The 15855-nt window shown below is 41.4% G+C and carries 18 protein-coding genes and 1 pseudogene; 15 read left to right on the plus strand and 4 right to left on the minus strand.

Translation table 11 applies throughout. The features are described from left to right. Positions 1-6 precede the first annotated feature (6 nt). The 14 genes from infB (at position 7) to groL (ending at position 11289) form a co-directional block, all read left to right on the plus strand. Positions 7-2799 (plus strand): translation initiation factor IF-2, encoded by a 2793-nt coding sequence (infB, locus tag HMPREF2805_RS07480; protein WP_075232007.1) that lies wholly within the window; start codon positions 7-9, stop codon positions 2797-2799. 186 nt (positions 2800-2985) lie between these two features. Next, positions 2986-3336 (plus strand): 30S ribosome-binding factor RbfA, encoded by a 351-nt coding sequence (gene rbfA / locus HMPREF2805_RS07485; RefSeq protein ID WP_001273602.1) that lies wholly within the window; start codon positions 2986-2988, stop codon positions 3334-3336. A 162-nt stretch (positions 3337-3498) separates the two neighbouring features. Beyond that, positions 3499-4278, plus strand: a complete 780-nt coding sequence (locus tag HMPREF2805_RS07490) for a hypothetical protein (RefSeq protein ID WP_075232008.1) — start codon at positions 3499-3501, stop codon at positions 4276-4278. A gap of 1 nt (position 4279) precedes the next feature. After that, complete coding sequence (locus HMPREF2805_RS07495; RefSeq protein ID WP_049504271.1) at positions 4280-4462, plus strand: hypothetical protein; 183 nt, start codon at positions 4280-4282, stop codon at positions 4460-4462. A 328-nt stretch (positions 4463-4790) separates the two neighbouring features. Further along, complete coding sequence (locus tag HMPREF2805_RS07500) at positions 4791-5024, plus strand: DUF1858 domain-containing protein (RefSeq protein WP_000368739.1); 234 nt, start codon at positions 4791-4793, stop codon at positions 5022-5024. Beyond that, complete coding sequence (locus HMPREF2805_RS07505) at positions 5024-6358, plus strand: DUF438 domain-containing protein (protein WP_075232009.1); 1335 nt, start codon at positions 5024-5026, stop codon at positions 6356-6358. Before HMPREF2805_RS07500 ends, HMPREF2805_RS07505 begins: the two co-directional genes overlap by 1 nt. Positions 6359-6367: 9 nt before the next feature. Continuing rightward, positions 6368-6622, plus strand: coding sequence for a DUF1912 family protein (locus HMPREF2805_RS07510; protein WP_004251830.1), 255 nt, complete (start codon positions 6368-6370; stop codon positions 6620-6622). Between the two features lie 74 nt (positions 6623-6696). After that, entirely contained in the window at positions 6697-6987 is a 291-nt protein-coding gene (locus HMPREF2805_RS07515) for a DUF4651 domain-containing protein (RefSeq protein WP_049527035.1), read from the plus strand. Beyond that, entirely contained in the window at positions 6984-7301 is a 318-nt protein-coding gene (locus HMPREF2805_RS07520; RefSeq protein WP_075232010.1) for a thioredoxin family protein, read from the plus strand. The genes HMPREF2805_RS07515 and HMPREF2805_RS07520 overlap by 4 nt, the downstream gene beginning before the upstream one ends. 13 nt (positions 7302-7314) lie before the next feature. Beyond that, positions 7315-7941 (plus strand): YtpR family tRNA-binding protein, encoded by a 627-nt coding sequence (gene ytpR, locus HMPREF2805_RS07525; protein WP_075232011.1) that lies wholly within the window; start codon positions 7315-7317, stop codon positions 7939-7941. Positions 7942-7982: 41 nt separating this feature from the next. Continuing rightward, on the plus strand, positions 7983-8744 hold the full coding sequence (locus tag HMPREF2805_RS07530) for an SDR family NAD(P)-dependent oxidoreductase (protein ID WP_075232012.1): 762 nt from the start codon (positions 7983-7985) through the stop codon (positions 8742-8744). Between the two features lie 74 nt (positions 8745-8818). Further along, complete coding sequence (locus tag HMPREF2805_RS07535; protein ID WP_049508919.1) at positions 8819-9214, plus strand: single-stranded DNA-binding protein; 396 nt, start codon at positions 8819-8821, stop codon at positions 9212-9214. Positions 9215-9369: 155 nt separating this feature from the next. Beyond that, positions 9370-9654, plus strand: a complete 285-nt coding sequence (gene groES / locus HMPREF2805_RS07540) for a co-chaperone GroES (protein WP_075232013.1) — start codon at positions 9370-9372, stop codon at positions 9652-9654. A 15-nt stretch (positions 9655-9669) separates the two neighbouring features. Further along, positions 9670-11289 carry a chaperonin GroEL gene (gene groL, locus HMPREF2805_RS07545; protein WP_075232014.1) on the plus strand — a complete coding sequence of 540 codons (1620 nt, stop codon included), beginning with the start codon at positions 9670-9672 and terminating at the stop codon, positions 11287-11289. Positions 11290-11388: 99 nt separating this feature from the next. Here the strand turns inward: groL and serS are convergent, their stop codons facing one another. From serS to HMPREF2805_RS10780, 4 genes and pseudogenes are all read right to left on the minus strand, one after another. Further along, complete coding sequence (gene serS, locus HMPREF2805_RS07550; protein ID WP_075232015.1) at positions 11389-12663, minus strand: serine--tRNA ligase; 1275 nt, start codon at positions 12661-12663, stop codon at positions 11389-11391. A 213-nt stretch (positions 12664-12876) separates the two neighbouring features. After that, entirely contained in the window at positions 12877-13248 is a 372-nt protein-coding gene (locus tag HMPREF2805_RS07555) for a DUF956 family protein (RefSeq protein WP_075232016.1), read from the minus strand. Between the two features lie 2 nt (positions 13249-13250). Then, the gene (locus tag HMPREF2805_RS07560) at positions 13251-14615 is read right to left on the minus strand and encodes an aspartate kinase (RefSeq protein WP_075232017.1); all 1365 of its coding nucleotides are present in this window, start codon (positions 14613-14615) and stop codon (positions 13251-13253) included. A 103-nt stretch (positions 14616-14718) separates the two neighbouring features. Then, positions 14719-15458 (minus strand): annotated as a pseudogene (locus HMPREF2805_RS10780) (tyrosine-type recombinase/integrase); the annotation flags it as partial. Between the two features lie 32 nt (positions 15459-15490). On the opposite strand from HMPREF2805_RS10780, the gene HMPREF2805_RS07570 reads away from it, so the two are divergent. Further along, positions 15491-15855: DnaA ATPase domain-containing protein (locus HMPREF2805_RS07570; RefSeq protein ID WP_148131631.1), on the plus strand; the 365-nt coding region annotated here is incomplete at its 3' end.

Below are 15855 nucleotides of genomic sequence, written 5' to 3' on the forward strand. Positions count from 1 at the left end.
CATGATTTGTCTAAGAAAAGATTGTACGAAATCGCGAAAGAACTTGGAAAAGAAAGTAAGGAAGTTGTAGCGCGTGCAAAAGAGTTGGGCTTGGATGTGAAAAGTCACTCATCAAGTGTGGAAGAAGCTGTCGCTGCAAAAATCGCTGCCAGCTTTAAGTCTGCTGCTCCGAAAGTAGAAGCAAAACCTGCAGAACCAAAAGCAAGTACAGAAAAGAAAGCCGAAAAATCTGAGCCAGCTAAACCAGCTGTAGCTAAGGAAGAGGCAAAACCAGCAGCAGCGGTTGCCCCTAAAGAAGAAAGAGTGGCGCCAGTAAAACCGCAGAGTCGAAACTTTAAGGCTGAGCGTGAAGCACGTGCAAAAGAGCAGGCTGAACGACGCAAGCAAAATAAGGGCAATAACCGTGACCACCAACAAAATGGGAATCGTCAAAAAAATGATGACCGTAATGGTGGTAAACAAGGTCAAGGCAATCGCGACAATCGTCGCTTTAATGACCAAGCTAAGAAACAGCAAGGTCAGCAAAATCGTGGAAATGATCGCCGCAAGCAAGAGGACAAACGTCCAAATCAATCAGGCCCACGTGTTGACTTTAAAGCCCGTGCAGCTGCTCTAAAGGCAGAGCAAAATGCAGAATATGCTCGTTCAAGTGAGGAACGCTTCAAACAATCTCAAGCAGCTAAAGAAGCCTTGGCCCAAGCAAACAAACGCAAGGAACCTGAGGAAATCTTTGAAGAAGCTGCTAAATTGGCTGAACAAGTACAGCAAGTTCAACCAGTGGTTGAAGTAGCTCCTGCAGCTAAAGAACCTGTAGTGGATACACGTCGTAAGAAACAAGCCCGACCAGACAAAGAACGTGATGATTTCGATCACGAAGAAGATGGTCCTAGAAAACAACAAAAGAATCGAAGTAGTCAAAATCAAGTGAGAAATCAAAGAAATAGTAACTGGAACAATAACAAAAAGAATAAAAAAGGCAATAACAAAAACAACCGTAGTCAGGCACCAAAACCTGTTACAGAGCGTAAGTTCCATGAATTGCCAACAGAATTTGAATATACAGATGGTATGACCGTCGCGGAAATTGCAAAACGTATCAAGCGCGAACCAGCTGAGATTGTTAAGAAACTCTTCATGATGGGCGTGATGGCGACACAAAACCAGTCCTTAGACGGTGAAACAATCGAACTCCTCATGGTCGATTACGGTATTGATGCGAAACAAAAGGTTGAAGTGGACAATGCTGATATCGAACGTTTCTTCGCTGAAGATGGTTATCTCAATGAAGATGAACTTGTAGAGCGTCCACCAGTTGTTACCATCATGGGACACGTTGACCATGGTAAGACAACACTCCTAGATACCCTTCGTAACTCTCGTGTTGCGACAGGTGAAGCAGGTGGTATCACTCAGCATATCGGTGCCTACCAAATCGTTGAAAATGGCAAGAAGATTACCTTCCTTGATACACCAGGACACGCGGCCTTTACATCTATGCGTGCGCGTGGTGCTTCTGTTACCGATATTACTATCTTGGTCGTAGCGGCAGATGATGGGGTTATGCCTCAGACTATCGAAGCCATCAACCACTCAAAAGCAGCTAATGTTCCAATCATCGTAGCCATCAACAAGATTGATAAACCAGGTGCCAACCCAGAACGTGTGATCGGTGAATTGGCAGAGCATGGTGTTATGTCAACAGCTTGGGGTGGAGATTCTGAATTTGTTGAAATCTCGGCTAAATTCAACCAAAATATCGATGAACTCTTGGAAACTGTTCTACTTGTGGCTGAAATCCAAGAACTCAAAGCAGACCCAACAGTTCGTGCCATCGGTACTGTTATCGAAGCTCGTTTGGATAAAGGTAAAGGTGCGGTTGCAACCCTCCTTGTTCAACAAGGTACTTTGAACGTTCAAGATCCAATCGTTGTCGGAAATACTTTCGGACGTGTCCGTGCTATGACCAACGACCTCGGACGTCGTGTGAAGGTCGCAGGCCCATCAACACCAGTATCGATCACTGGTTTGAACGAAGCGCCAATGGCGGGTGACCACTTTGCTGTTTACGAAGATGAAAAATCTGCTCGTGCAGCTGGTGAAGAACGTGCTAAACGTGCTCTTATGAAGCAACGTCAAGCTACACAACGTGTCAGCCTTGAAAATCTCTTTGATACCCTTAAAGCTGGCGAACTCAAGTCAGTTAACGTCATTATCAAGGCAGACGTACAAGGTTCTGTTGAAGCTCTTTCTGCATCACTTCAAAAGATTGATGTGGAAGGCGTTAAAGTAACCATTGTTCACTCAGCAGTTGGTGCTATCAATGAATCTGACGTGACTCTTGCCGAGGCTTCAAATGCCTTTATCGTTGGTTTCAATGTGCGTCCTACACCACAAGCTCGTCAACAAGCAGAAGCTGACGATGTAGAAATCCGTCTCCACAGCATCATCTACAAGGTTATTGAAGAGATGGAAGAAGCCATGAAAGGGATGCTTGACCCAGAATTTAAAGAAAAAATTATTGGTGAAGCGATCATCCGCGAAACCTTCAAGGTATCTAAAGTGGGAACAATCGGTGGCTTTATGGTTACCAGCGGTAAAGTTACCCGTGACTCTAAAGTCCGTGTTATCCGTGATGGTGTTGTTATTTACGATGGCGCTCTAGCTAGCTTGAAACACTATAAAGATGACGTTAAAGAAGTTACAAACGGCCGTGAAGGTGGTCTCATGATTGATGGCTACAATGATCTCCAGATGGATGATGTGATTGAAGCTTATATCATGGAAGAAATCAAGAGATAATTTTTTGCTCCTTTCTTTAGTGGCGAAGGACGCAAGCAAACCCATGGTTTCATAACTTTCACCACGGCGAAAGAAGCGAGTAATTTCAAATTGAAATTCATTTCAATTTGAAATGGTTATCAATAACTCAAGAAAAGCTAGGTCTGCTGGCCTAGCTTTTGGTTCAATTGAGAGAAAGGAAGAAATATGGCAAATCATTTCCGTACGGATCGTGTGGGCATGGAGATCAAGCGCGAAGTCAATGAGATTTTGCAAAAGAAAGTCCGTGATCCGCGTGTCCAAGGTGTGACCATCACTGATGTTCAGATGCTAGGTGACTTGTCTGTTGCTAAGGTCTACTACACTATTTTGAGTAACCTGGCTTCAGATAATCAAAAAGCTCAAGTCGGACTTGAAAAAGCAACTGGTACTATCAAACGTGAACTGGGTCGCAATTTGAAATTGTACAAAATTCCAGACTTAACTTTCGTCAAAGACGAATCCATCGAATATGGAAACAAGATTGACGAGATGCTACGCAATCTGGATAAAAACTAAGTAGAAAGAGGGGCAACCCTCTTTTTTGTGGCTATAAGTCGGTCATTGTCTAGTCAGATTATATAAATAGAAATTCAGAAAATAAAATAAATCTTGAAAATATCATTTATTCCATAAATATGATAAGATAAAGCTTGATATGAATGAAAATTGGAGATAGAGATGGCTAAAGAAGATGTGGCGATGCAAGTGTTGCAACAGGTAGTAAAACTTCCTGTAGTCAAAGTGAACCGATCAAAATTTTTAATGGACAAATTATCTAAGGAAGTGGCTTCAAAGGATATTCCTAGATTATTGGAAGAAGGGCCGACAGCTTTATTACCTCAGGAAACCTTAGATCGAGTGGCCAATGCCTGTATTAAAGATAATGTTTTACTAGCAAGTGGGACATCTGTTTTGGCTGGATTACCTGGCGGTCTTGCCATGGCGGTTACTATACCAGCAGATGTAGCCCAGTTTTACGCATTTTCACTGAAACTAGCTCAGGAGCTAGGCTATATTTACGGCTATGATGATCTTTGGGCTTCACGAAATGAATTGAGTGAAGAAGCCAAAAATACGCTCTTGCTCTATCTGGGAGTGATGTTGGGAGTAAATGGTGCGGGCGCTCTACTTCGTTCTGGTGGTGTTACAGTTGCTAAGCAAGTGATGAAAATCGTAAACAAAAAGGCTTTGACAAAGACTCTTTGGTATCCAATTTTGGAAAAAGTTCTGAAAGTCTTTGGAGTGAATCTGACCAAGGGAGGATTGGCTAAGGGGATGGGGAAAGTTATTCCTATCTTAGGTGGAGTCCTATCAGGTGGCTTAACCTTTGCGACCATGAAACCCATGGGAGAAAGATTGCAAAAAGAATTGTCCAAATTGATTAACTACGATGAAGCACAATATCAAAGAGATGTTGCTACTATCCAAAAAGAGGTTGAAATCATTGAAGGAGAATGACATGGGGATCATAACAGTACTGGCCAAAACCTACGGTAATTATCTTCTAACAAGGCAAGCTTTAAAAGTTGCAGAAACCATAAAAAAAGATGAAAACACAGTAGTTAGTTTGGGAAAATTATTTCTCGTAGATAAGCTTATGGATACAGCTACTTGGTTAATGAAGCCGGAGGATAAAGAATGAAATCTTTTTGGAGGTTCTTTACTCTTCTTTTTATAACACCAATTGTTGGTCTGATAAAAATACTCTGGTTCCTAATCTCTTTCGCCTTCCAATTGTTGTTTTACAAGATTCTTTTTAAAATAATAGACTGGTTTTTCAAACTTCTCTGATGTTCTTGAAAGGATACGGTTAAGTCTCTATGATGTTACTAGTAAGAGCCGACATAGACAGAAAAAATGATTTTATAAGAAATAAACTAGCAAGTCTTGTACTGCTAGTTTTTTAATCTCTTTCCATATGGTATAATATAAGCAGTAAAATCATTTTAGAACATACAATGGAGGTTGTCATGGACAATATCATCGATGTGTCAATTCCTGTTGCAGAAGTAGTGGACAAGCATCCAGAAGTCTTGGAAATTTTAGTGGAGTTGGGTTTTAAACCCCTTGCCAATCCCTTAATGCGCAACACAGTTGGTCGTAAGGTATCGCTCAAACAGGGTTCTAAGCTTGAAGGAACTCCTATGGACAAGATTGTCCGCACGCTGGAAGCAAACGGCTACGAAGTGATTGGATTAGACTAATGGCAGATGAACGGATTCATGTCCTGCGGGATATTTTGTTAGAATTGCACAATGGTGCCTCTCCTGAGTCGGTTCAGGAGCGTTTTGATGCGACCTTTACTGGTGTATCAGCTATCGAGATTTCTCTCATGGAGCACGAGTTGATGAACTCTGACTCTGGCGTGACCTTTGAAGATGTCATGGAACTCTGTGATGTCCATGCCAATCTTTTTAAAAATGCTGTTAAGGGCGTAGAAGTTGAAGATACCGAGCATCCTGGTCACCCTGTACGAGTCTTTAAGGATGAAAATCTAGCCCTCCGTGCTGCCTTGATTCGTGTTCGAAGATTGTTAGACACATATGAGTCTATGGACGATGAGGAAATGCTGGCGGAGATGCGTAAGGGTTTGGTGCGTCAGATGGGGCTGGTTGGTCAATTTGATATTCACTACCAGCGCAAGGAAGAGCTCTTTTTTCCTATCATGGAACGTTATGGCCATGATTCACCTCCCAAAGTTATGTGGGGAGTGGATGATCAGATTAGGGATCTCTTTCAAACAGCTTTAGTGGCAGCTAAGTCGCTTCCAAAAGTGCCGATTTCCGCTGTAAAGGAAGCTTTTGAAGCTTTTGCGACAGAGTTTGAAAGTATGATATTTAAGGAAGAATCAATCCTTCTCATGATTCTGCTTGAATCCTTTACCCAGGATGACTGGATTCAGATTGCTGAGGAAAGTGATGCCTATGGATATGCTATTATCCGTCCGTCTGAGAAATGGGTTCCTGAATGTCAAAGTTTTGTTGAGGAGAAAAGTGTAGAAGAACCAACTCAGCCAGAAACTGTAGATGGACAAGTTCAGCAAGTGATCGATACACCAGAAGGTCAGTTTACTATCACCTTTACACCAAAGGAAAAGGAAGCAGTCCATGACCGTCATAGCCAGCAGGCTTTTGGCAATGGCTATCTCTCAGTTGAACAGGCGAATCTTATTCTTAATCATTTGCCGATGGAGATTACCTTTGTTAATAAGGATGATATCTTCCAGTATTATAATGACAATACACCAGCGGATGAAATGATTTTCAAGCGAACACCGTCTCAAGTTGGACGAAATGTCGAACTATGCCATCCACCAAAATATTTGGAGAAAGTTAAAGCGATTATGCAAGGTCTTCGTGAAGGGGTCAAGGACAAGTATGAGATGTGGTTTAAGTCTGAATCACGTGGAAAGTTTGTCTACATCACTTATGCTGCTGTACACGATGAAAATGGAGAATTTCAAGGTGTATTGGAGTATGTTCAGGATATCCAGCCTTACCGTGAGATTGATACAGATTACTATCGAGGAATAGAATAAGGAGAAACAATGAGTTACGAACAAGAATTTATGAAGGAATTTGAAGCCTGGGTTAATACCCAGATTATGATCAACGATATGGCTCTTAAGGAAAGTCAAAAGGTCTATGAAGAAGATCAAGATGAGCGCGCTAAAGATGCCATGATTCGCTATGAAAGCCGCTTAGATGCCTACCAGTTCTTACTAGGTAAATTTGAAAACTTCAAGGCAGGTAAGGGATTCCATGATTTACCAGAAGGTTTGTTTGGTGAGAGAAATTATTAATGTTTAGAAATTAGAAAGGGGAGTGGGACTCCCTTTTCATTGTTCCTTGAGCCTTTTTGTGTTACAATGTTAGCATGAAAACGAAAAATATTATTAAAACAGGTTTAGTTGTGGTAGGGCTTGGAGCTCTTGCTTTTGGTGCTAAGAAAGTCGCTGATGATCACAAACTCATGAAGAACCAGGAAGAGTTGACAGCTATTGTGCGTGACTATTTCTCAGAAATGGGTGAGATTGGGACTCTCTATGTCCAAGTATACGAAAGTAGCCTAGAACGTCTTGTTGGTGGTGTCATTTTTGAAGATGGTCGTCACTATACCTTTGTCTACGAAGATGAAGATCTCATCTACGAGGAGGAAGTCTTATGATTTCTCCTAAGAGTATAGAAGAATTAGCAAATCTAGTAGAACAGGATGGCAAGAAGGTCTTCCTTTTTGTTACGGATTGGTGTGGTGATTGTCGCTATATCTATCCAGCTCTGCCAGAGATTGAAGAGACCAATTCAGAGTTTACCTTTATACGAGTAGACCGAGATGAGTACATGGAACTTGCAAAACTATGGGATGTATACGGGATTCCAAGTCTAATTGTCTTAGATAAGGACAAGGAGATTGGACGCTTTGTTAATCGTGACCGTAAAACCAAGGCACAAATAAACGACTTTTTAGCAGAATTAAAATAGGAGAAAAGAAAGAATGATTTTTACATATAACAAAGAACATGTCGGTGATGTCCTTATGGTCATCGTGAAAAACAGTGGCGATGCCAAACTAGATGTTGAACGTAAAGGCAATGTGGCGCGTGTTTTCCTAAAGGAAACAGGTGAAACTGTTGCTTGGAATATTTTTGAAGTTTCTAGCTTATTCGAAATTGAGGAACGTGGCCAAGTATTCTTGACAGACGACCAAGTAGCTCGTTTGAACCAAGAATTGCAAGCTCAAGATTTTACTGAAGAGATTATCAATGACAAGGAACCGAAATTTATCGTTGGTGAAATTGTCGAGATGGTGGCACATCCAGATAGTGATCACTTGAACATCTGTCAAGTTGCTGTTGGAAATGATAAGACAGTGCAAATCGTGGCAGGTGCTCCAAATGCGCGTCTTGGTTTAAAAACCATTGTAGCTCTTCCAGGAGCTATGATGCCAAAAGGCAATCTTATTTTCCCAGGGGAACTTCGTGGTGAAAAGAGTTTTGGGATGATGTGCAGTCCTCGTGAACTTGCCTTACCAAATGCTCCACAAAAACGTGGTGTTATTGAATTGTCCGAAGACCAAGTTGTTGGAACTCCATTCGATCCAGCTAAGCACTGGACTGCTTAGTCACTAAAAGTGATTTATAATCTTTGCTTGAGGGAAATAAGATGGCAAAAAATGTTGTGATAACAGGTGCAACATCAGGTATTGGTGAAGCAATTGCGCGTGCCTATCTAGAAAAAGGTGAGAATATCGTTCTCACAGGGCGTCGAACAGAAAGACTTGAAGTTCTCAAAACTGAGTTTGCAGAAGCCTTTCCAAATCAAAAAGTTTGGACTTTTCCTTTAGATGTTACGGATATGAGCATGGTTAAGACTGTCTGTTCAGATATTCTAAAAACTGTGGGTAAGATTGATATATTGGTTAATAACGCTGGACTTGCTTTAGGCTTAGCTCCCTATCAGGACTATGAAGAGTTGGATATGCTGACCATGCTGGATACCAATGTCAAGGGCTTGATGGCTGTTACTCGTTGTCTCTTGCCTTCTATGGTGACTGCAAATCAAGGCCATATCATAAATATGGGTTCAACCGCAGGTATTTACGCTTACGCTGGTGCAGCAGTCTATTCAGCAACCAAGGCTGCAGTCAAGACCTTTTCGGATGGACTACGGATTGATACCATTGCAACTGATATCAAGGTGACAACTATTCAGCCTGGTATTGTAGAGACTGACTTTTCTAAGGTCCGTTTCCATGGAGATGAGGAACGGGCTGCAACGGTCTATCAGGGGCTCGAAGCCTTGCAGGCACAAGACATCGCAGATGCTGTAGTTTATGTGACCAGTCAGCCACGTCGTGTGCAAATTACAGATATGACCATCATGGCCAATCAACAAGCAACTGGATTTATGATTCACAGAGATTAACATTATTTAAAAAAGTTACAAATTTTGTAACTTTTTTTGATTTCCTTCGAATAGATAAGTAGGAGGATGAAAAAATGTTTAATAAAATTATTCTTATTGGAAGAATCGTGGCAACACCAGAATTGCACAAAACCAACAATGACAAGTCCGTTGCACGAGCAACTATCGCAGTGAATCGTCGTTACAAAGACCAAAACGGGGAACGTGAAGCAGACTTCATCAATATTGTAGTCTGGGGCAAACTTGCTGAAACCTTGGCTAGTTATGGAAGCAAAGGTAGTCTTATTTCTGTGGATGGGGAACTTCGTACCCGTAAGTTTGAGAAGAATGGCCAGACCAACTATGTAACAGAAGTTCTCTGTACGGGTTTCCAACTCTTAGAAAGCCGTGCCCAACGTGCTATGCGTGAAAATAATGCTGGTCAAGACTTAGCAGATCTGGTTTTGGAAGAGGAGGAACTTCCATTCTAAAATGAAAAGAGTTTGAGAGTTTTCTCCAACTCTTTTTATGCTATAAATCAGACTTTTTTCTTGACTATTTTTGACCAAGTGATACAATAGAACTATGGTTTAGCACTCGTGTACAAAGAGTGCTAATAATATGATTGAATTATGGAGGAAAACAGATGTTGAAACCATTAGGAGACCGCGTGGTCTTGAAAATTGAAGAAAAAGAACAAACTGTTGGAGGCCTTGTCCTTGCAGGATCAGCCCAAGAAAAAACAAAAACAGCTACAGTAGTGGCTACAGGACAAGGTGTTCGTACCTTGAGCGGTGAGCTAGTCGCTCCAAGTGTAAAAGTTGGAGATCAAGTTTTAGTCGAAGCTCATGCAGGTATCGAGGTCAAAGATGGTGATGAAAAATATGTCATCGTTGGTGAAGCTAACATCTTAGCAATCGTTGAAGAATAAGAGGAGGAAATAAGTATGTCAAAAGAGATTAAATTTTCATCTGATGCGCGTTCAGCAATGGTCCGTGGTGTTGATATTCTAGCTGATACAGTTAAAGTAACCTTGGGTCCTAAAGGACGTAACGTCGTTCTTGAAAAATCATTTGGTTCACCATTGATTACCAATGACGGTGTAACCATCGCTAAAGAAATCGAACTAGAAGACCATTTTGAAAATATGGGTGCCAAATTGGTATCAGAAGTAGCTTCTAAAACCAATGATATCGCGGGTGACGGGACAACAACTGCAACAGTTTTGACCCAAGCTATTGTTCGTGAAGGGATCAAAAACGTTACAGCAGGAGCAAATCCAATCGGTATTCGTCGAGGGATTGAAGCAGCGGTTGCTACAGCTGTAGAAGCCTTGAAGAACAATGCCATTCCAGTATCAAGCAAGGAAGCTATTGCACAAGTCGCTGCCGTATCCTCTCGCTCTGAAAAAGTTGGTGAGTACATCTCTGAAGCCATGGAAAAAGTTGGTAAAGATGGAGTCATCACCATTGAAGAATCACGTGGTATGGAAACCGAGCTTGAAGTTGTAGAAGGAATGCAATTTGACCGTGGTTACCTCTCACAGTATATGGTGACTGATAATGAAAAAATGGTTGCAGACCTTGAAAATCCATACATTTTAATCACTGACAAGAAGATTTCAAATATCCAAGAAATATTGCCACTTCTAGAAAGTATCCTTCAAAGTAGCCGTCCGCTCTTGATTATTGCAGATGATGTTGATGGTGAAGCTCTGCCAACCCTTGTTTTGAACAAGATTCGTGGTACTTTCAACGTAGTTGCTGTTAAGGCACCAGGTTTCGGGGACCGTCGTAAAGCAATGTTGGAAGACATCGCAATTTTGACAGGTGGAACTGTTATCACAGAAGATCTTGGTCTTGAATTGAAAGATGCTACCATTGAAGCACTTGGTCAAGCAGCTAAAGTGTCTGTTGATAAAGATAGTACAGTCATTGTAGAAGGTGCAGGTAATCCTGAAGCAATTGCTAACCGTATTGCTGTCATCAAGTCACAAATTGAAACAACAACTTCAGAATTTGACCGTGAAAAACTCCAAGAACGCTTGGCTAAATTATCAGGTGGTGTAGCAGTTATTAAGGTCGGTGCTGCAACTGAAACTGAATTGAAAGAAATGAAACTCCGCATCGAAGATGCTCTCAATGCGACTCGCGCAGCTGTTGAAGAAGGAATCGTTGCAGGTGGTGGTACTGCCCTTGTTAATGTTATCTCTGCTGTTGCTTCCTTAGAGTTAGAAGGTGATGAAGCAACAGGACGCAACATTGTTCTTCGTGCCTTGGAAGAACCTGTACGTCAAATCGCTTACAATGCAGGTTATGAAGGTTCAATCGTTATTGATCGTTTGAAAAATGCAGAGCTTGGTACAGGCTTCAACGCTGCGACAGGTGAATGGGTGAACATGATTGAAGCAGGTATTATCGACCCTGTTAAGGTTAGCCGTTCAGCCCTTCAAAACGCAGCTTCAGTAGCTAGTCTTATCTTGACAACAGAAGCCGTTGTGGCCAACAAACCAGAACCTGTAGCACCAGCTCCAGCTATGGATCCATCAATGATGGGTGGTTACTAAGAAATAAAAATAACAGGTAGAAATGAGAATTTTCTACCTGTTTTTTAGACATTACTAAAAAAGCGGAAGCTCAGCTTCCTCTTTTTTTATCTGAAAATGTTATGGTTTGATAACTTCAGCTCCACCCATGTATGGACGAAGAACTTCAGGAATTGTTACAGAACCATCTTCGTTTTGATAGTTTTCAAGGATAGCAGCGACGGTACGTCCAACAGCAAGTCCAGAACCGTTCAAGGTGTGGAGAAGTTTAACCTTACCATCGGCTTCATCACGGTAACGGATTTGCGCACGACGTGCTTGGAAATCTTCAGTATTTGAACAGCTTGAGATCTCGCGGTAGGTATTTTGTGCTGGAATCCAAACTTCCAAGTCGTAAGTTTTAGCAGCTGAGAAGCCCATATCTCCTGTAGAGAGAGCAACGACACGGTATGGAAGGTTAAGTTTTTGAAGGATATTTTCAGCGTTGGCTGTCATTTTTTCCAATTCTTCGTAAGATTCTTCTGGTTTAGCAAATTTAACCATTTCAACCTTATGGAATTGGTGCAAACGAATCAAGCCACGAGTATCTCGACCAGCAGAACCAGCCTCAGAACGGAATGATGGGCTCATAGCAGTGAAGTAGATTGGCAGGTCTTTACCGTCAAGGATTTCATCACGGTAGTAGTTTGTTAGAGGAACTTCAGCTGTAGGAATAAGGACATAATTGCTGTCGCTGAGTTCAAAAGTATCTTCCTTGAATTTTGGATATTGACCAGTCCCAAACATAGAATCATGGTTAACCATGTAAGGCGTGATGACTTCCGTATAGCCTTCTTTTCCATGTTCATCCAACATAAAGTTGTAGATGGCACGTTCCAAACGAGCACCGAGTCCTTTATAGAAGAGGAAGCGAGCTCCTGTTACCTTACCGCCACGTTCCCAATCAAGGATACCAAGGTCTTCGCCAAGATCCCAGTGAGCTTTTGGCTCGAAATCGAACTCGCGTGGAGTACCCCAACGGCGAACCTCCACATTGTCGTCTTCGTCAGCCCCAACAGGAACGCTATCAGCTGGAATATTTGGAAGAGTAGTGGTAAATTCTGTCAATTTAGCATCGATTTCTGCCAATTCAGCATCCAAGGCTTTGACCTCAGCAGATAGAGTTTGCATGGCAGCAATCTTGTCATCTGCATTTTCCTTGTTGCGCTTAGCTTGGGCAATCTCAGCAGAAACTGTGTTACGTTCTGCTTTTAAAGTTTCAACCTTGACCAAGATGTCACGACGTTTAGCATCGATTTCTTTCATTTCATTTAAGACAGCAGCATCTACACCACGTGTAGCCAATTTTTCTGCGACAGCATCAAAGTCTGTACGAATACGTTTGATATCTAACATAAGAACTCCTTTGTGAAAAAAGCACACCTGACAAAGCGTTGGAGTGGCAGGGCCACGGTTCCATCCAACTTCACAGGTGTGCACTTGATTGTGTATGTAATTGTTACTAACGGTAGAATTTCACCTATCCCTCCTATCTGCTCGCAGCATCCGCAGACTTTCTGAAAGAAGAAGATAACCTACTTATCCGTTGCTATGATTATACTAAAGTTTCTACTTTTTTGCAAATAGATTTTTAAATTTTTGGCTAATTGTCTGAATCAGGGTAGGAAGTTTGACGACCTTGTCATTGCCTAGTTTTTCGCGAGCAATCTTAAGGATTTTTCCAGAGTCTTTTGAGGCGAAGAGAAATTTTCCTTGATCTGTAAAGACTTCAAAATGCCGACTAACCTTGCGACCTGAAACATTGGCTCCAATTTGGTTAACGCTGGACCATGGAATTTGAATATAGTCCTCGACATTACGGTCTGCGTAAAATTCTAAGGCATGATCTCCGACCAGAAATTTTCCAACCTTTCCTGTAATGGAGAGATAGGAAGTTCCAGTTGTTTGCAAGTCGACGACCTTATTGAGGGATTGTGCCATATTTAGTCTTCCTTATTTTCACCGAAAAATGCTTGATAGAGAGCTTTAAGAGCGGCTTTTTCTTGGTCTTTATGGACAACAAACATGATAGAAACTTCACTAGAACCTTGTGACATCATTTGGATGTTGATGTTGTTCTCAGATAAGGCACGAGTGGCTGTAGCAGTTACCCCGATATGACGCTTCATTTTTTCCCCAACAATCATAATGATAGAGAGGTCGTGTTCGATTTCAGCGTGGTCTACCTCTGCTTTTTGAACTAACTGACGAAGGATTTCTTCTTCCTTAATCGGAGTCAATTCTCGTGAACGTAAAATGATAGACAGGTCATCGATACCAGTTGGCATGTGTTCCCAACCAATATTAAGGTCCTCAAGAATCTGAAGAACTTTACGACCAAAACCGATTTCGCGGTTCATCAAATACTTAGACATATTAATGCTGACAAATCCTGAATCACCAGCAATTCCTACAACTGGAAATTCATCACTACTGTGTTTTAGAACGATACGAGTACCTGGATGCTCAGGATTGTTGGTATTTTTAATGACAAGAGGAATTTTCCCACGGTAGGCAGGTAGAAGTGCTTCATCGTGTAGTACAGAGAATCCTGCATAGGCCAATTCACGCATTTCACGGTAGGTCAATTCAGGGATAGAGTGTGGTTTATGGATAATACCAGGGTGAGCTGCAAAGATTCCATCTACATCAGTAAAGTTTTCATAGAGGTCAGCTTTGACACCAGCAGCAATGATAGACCCAGTAATATCTGACCCCCCACGTGAGAAGGTACAAATTTGATCTTCTTTAGTAACACCGAAGAAACCAGGGATAACAAGAACTTCAGTTGAATTTGTCAATTCCTCGATTTTATCGTAACTTGATGGGATGATACGTGCATTTCCAGGCTCGCTAGTGACCACAATCCCAGCTTCTCTTGGATGGACATAACGTGCTTCCAAGCCATTTTGGTTAAAGTAGGCTGCAATCAACTTGGCGTTATTATTTTCTCCCGCTGCTAAGAAAGTATCGTAGAGAAACTCATTGTCTTCAATTGGAAGAGTTGCAAGAGCACGGATGCTTTTTGAAATTTTTTCTAGAACTGTTGGTTTGAGTTTTAGCTCACTAACCATAGCAGCATAACGATCAATAATCCAGTTTTGACGGTTACTGATATCGTTACCAGCTACATAGTCGCGGTAGTATTTAATCAAGGCATCTGTCACCTTGGTATCTTCAGAATTTCGTTTACCAGGTGCAGATACAACCACAAAACGACGTTCTGGATCACTTTTGACAATATTTAAAACTTTTTCTAACTGACTAGCAGATGCAAGCGAGCTTCCACCAAATTTAACAACCTTCATAAGAACTCCTAAAGTAAGTATTTTATACGATTATAGCAGAAAAATGAATATATGCCAATATGACAGCTTTTTTTGATACTCTATATTTTGTTTTAAGAACTTTTTAGGAACTTTTTAACTTTTCAAGAGCCATTTCAAACACTGCAGCGGTCTTTTTTTGGTTCGTTTCAGATAGGTGGCTGTATATATCCATGGTCATGGAGATTTTTGAATGACCTAACCTAGTTTGAATATCTTTATAACCTAGTCCAGCGTTTAACAAGATACTAGCGTGGGTATGGCGGAATGCGTGAAAACCTAGGATTGGGCAGTCAGCCTTTTTCAAGTGCTCTTTTAAGCGGTATTGCAGGCGGTTAGTTTTTTTGTATTCGTCAAAACTATTAGGGAATACTTTTTGGTAGCTGATACCAATAGTCAGCCCGTTTTCTGCTTGTCTTGCTTTGTAAAGTCTAAGCATGAGTAGAGTTTTTTTATCAAGATCAAGCGTTCGGATAGCGCTTTTACTTTTGGGGCTGTTTAGCGTTCCTAAAAGGTTAGCGTCTTTGTTACTGAGATAGTCCCGTCTTGTAAGTCAATATCTGACCATTCGAGGGCTAGACATTCCCCAATCCGTAAACCAGTGGCGAGTAGAGTTTTATATAGGACGGTATCGTAAAAATTTTTATAGGTATTGTCCAAACCGTCCAGGTAATCGAGGAATTTTTTTAAATCCGTATCGTTTAGATACTTGCTTTTTGTTAGTGTCTTTTTGGCTTTGCGTGGTACGATGGTATCCCTTGCAGGATTTGAGGGCAGGGCTTGAAGGACTACACCATACTGTAAAATGCGTTTATTGGTTGAATGCTGAGACCTACCTAAAGACCTATAATGTACTGATGCGAGATAGTACAATCCCTAGAGAGCTTAAAGAGGCTAGCTTTGAGAATTTCATAGCTGAGACAGCCGAGAAAAAACAGCTATTAGCATTTGCTAGGGAGCAGGTAGATAAATACCTGGACGGCATGACAGGGAATACCCTATTTACAGGATCTACAGGCATAGGGAAAAGCCATTTGAGCGTAGCTATTGCTAAAGCTATAAACGAAGGCTACAAGGCCAAAGGAGAGCCTAAAAGTGTGTTATTTGTCAATCTAACAGAAATCCTTAGACGAGTTAGAGAGAGTTTTAACTCTCCTACTAGTCTAGAGGGGCACTACTCAAGAATGCTAAAAGAGGTTGATTACCTGGTACTTGATGATTT

It is taken from the genome of Streptococcus sp. HMSC034E03, assembly GCF_001811505.1.
In the GTDB taxonomy this organism is placed as follows: Bacteria; Bacillota; Bacilli; order Lactobacillales; family Streptococcaceae; genus Streptococcus.

Coding starts and splice junctions, on each gene's coding strand:
- rbfA (WP_001273602.1), top strand. CDS start 2,986: ATGGCAAATCATTTCCGTACGGATCGTGTGGGCATGGAGATCAAGCGC.
- HMPREF2805_RS07490 (WP_075232008.1), top strand. CDS start 3,499: ATGGCTAAAGAAGATGTGGCGATGCAAGTGTTGCAACAGGTAGTAAAA.
- HMPREF2805_RS07495 (WP_049504271.1), top strand. CDS start 4,280: ATGGGGATCATAACAGTACTGGCCAAAACCTACGGTAATTATCTTCTA.
- HMPREF2805_RS07500 (WP_000368739.1), top strand. CDS start 4,791: ATGGACAATATCATCGATGTGTCAATTCCTGTTGCAGAAGTAGTGGAC.
- HMPREF2805_RS07505 (WP_075232009.1), top strand. CDS start 5,024: ATGGCAGATGAACGGATTCATGTCCTGCGGGATATTTTGTTAGAATTG.
- HMPREF2805_RS07510 (WP_004251830.1), top strand. CDS start 6,368: ATGAGTTACGAACAAGAATTTATGAAGGAATTTGAAGCCTGGGTTAAT.
- HMPREF2805_RS07515 (WP_049527035.1), top strand. CDS start 6,697: ATGAAAACGAAAAATATTATTAAAACAGGTTTAGTTGTGGTAGGGCTT.
- HMPREF2805_RS07520 (WP_075232010.1), top strand. CDS start 6,984: ATGATTTCTCCTAAGAGTATAGAAGAATTAGCAAATCTAGTAGAACAG.
- ytpR (WP_075232011.1), top strand. CDS start 7,315: ATGATTTTTACATATAACAAAGAACATGTCGGTGATGTCCTTATGGTC.
- HMPREF2805_RS07530 (WP_075232012.1), top strand. CDS start 7,983: ATGGCAAAAAATGTTGTGATAACAGGTGCAACATCAGGTATTGGTGAA.
- HMPREF2805_RS07535 (WP_049508919.1), top strand. CDS start 8,819: ATGTTTAATAAAATTATTCTTATTGGAAGAATCGTGGCAACACCAGAA.
- groES (WP_075232013.1), top strand. CDS start 9,370: ATGTTGAAACCATTAGGAGACCGCGTGGTCTTGAAAATTGAAGAAAAA.
- groL (WP_075232014.1), top strand. CDS start 9,670: ATGTCAAAAGAGATTAAATTTTCATCTGATGCGCGTTCAGCAATGGTC.
- serS (WP_075232015.1), bottom strand. CDS start 12,663: ATGTTAGATATCAAACGTATTCGTACAGACTTTGATGCTGTCGCAGAA.
- HMPREF2805_RS07555 (WP_075232016.1), bottom strand. CDS start 13,248: ATGGCACAATCCCTCAATAAGGTCGTCGACTTGCAAACAACTGGAACT.
- HMPREF2805_RS07560 (WP_075232017.1), bottom strand. CDS start 14,615: ATGAAGGTTGTTAAATTTGGTGGAAGCTCGCTTGCATCTGCTAGTCAG.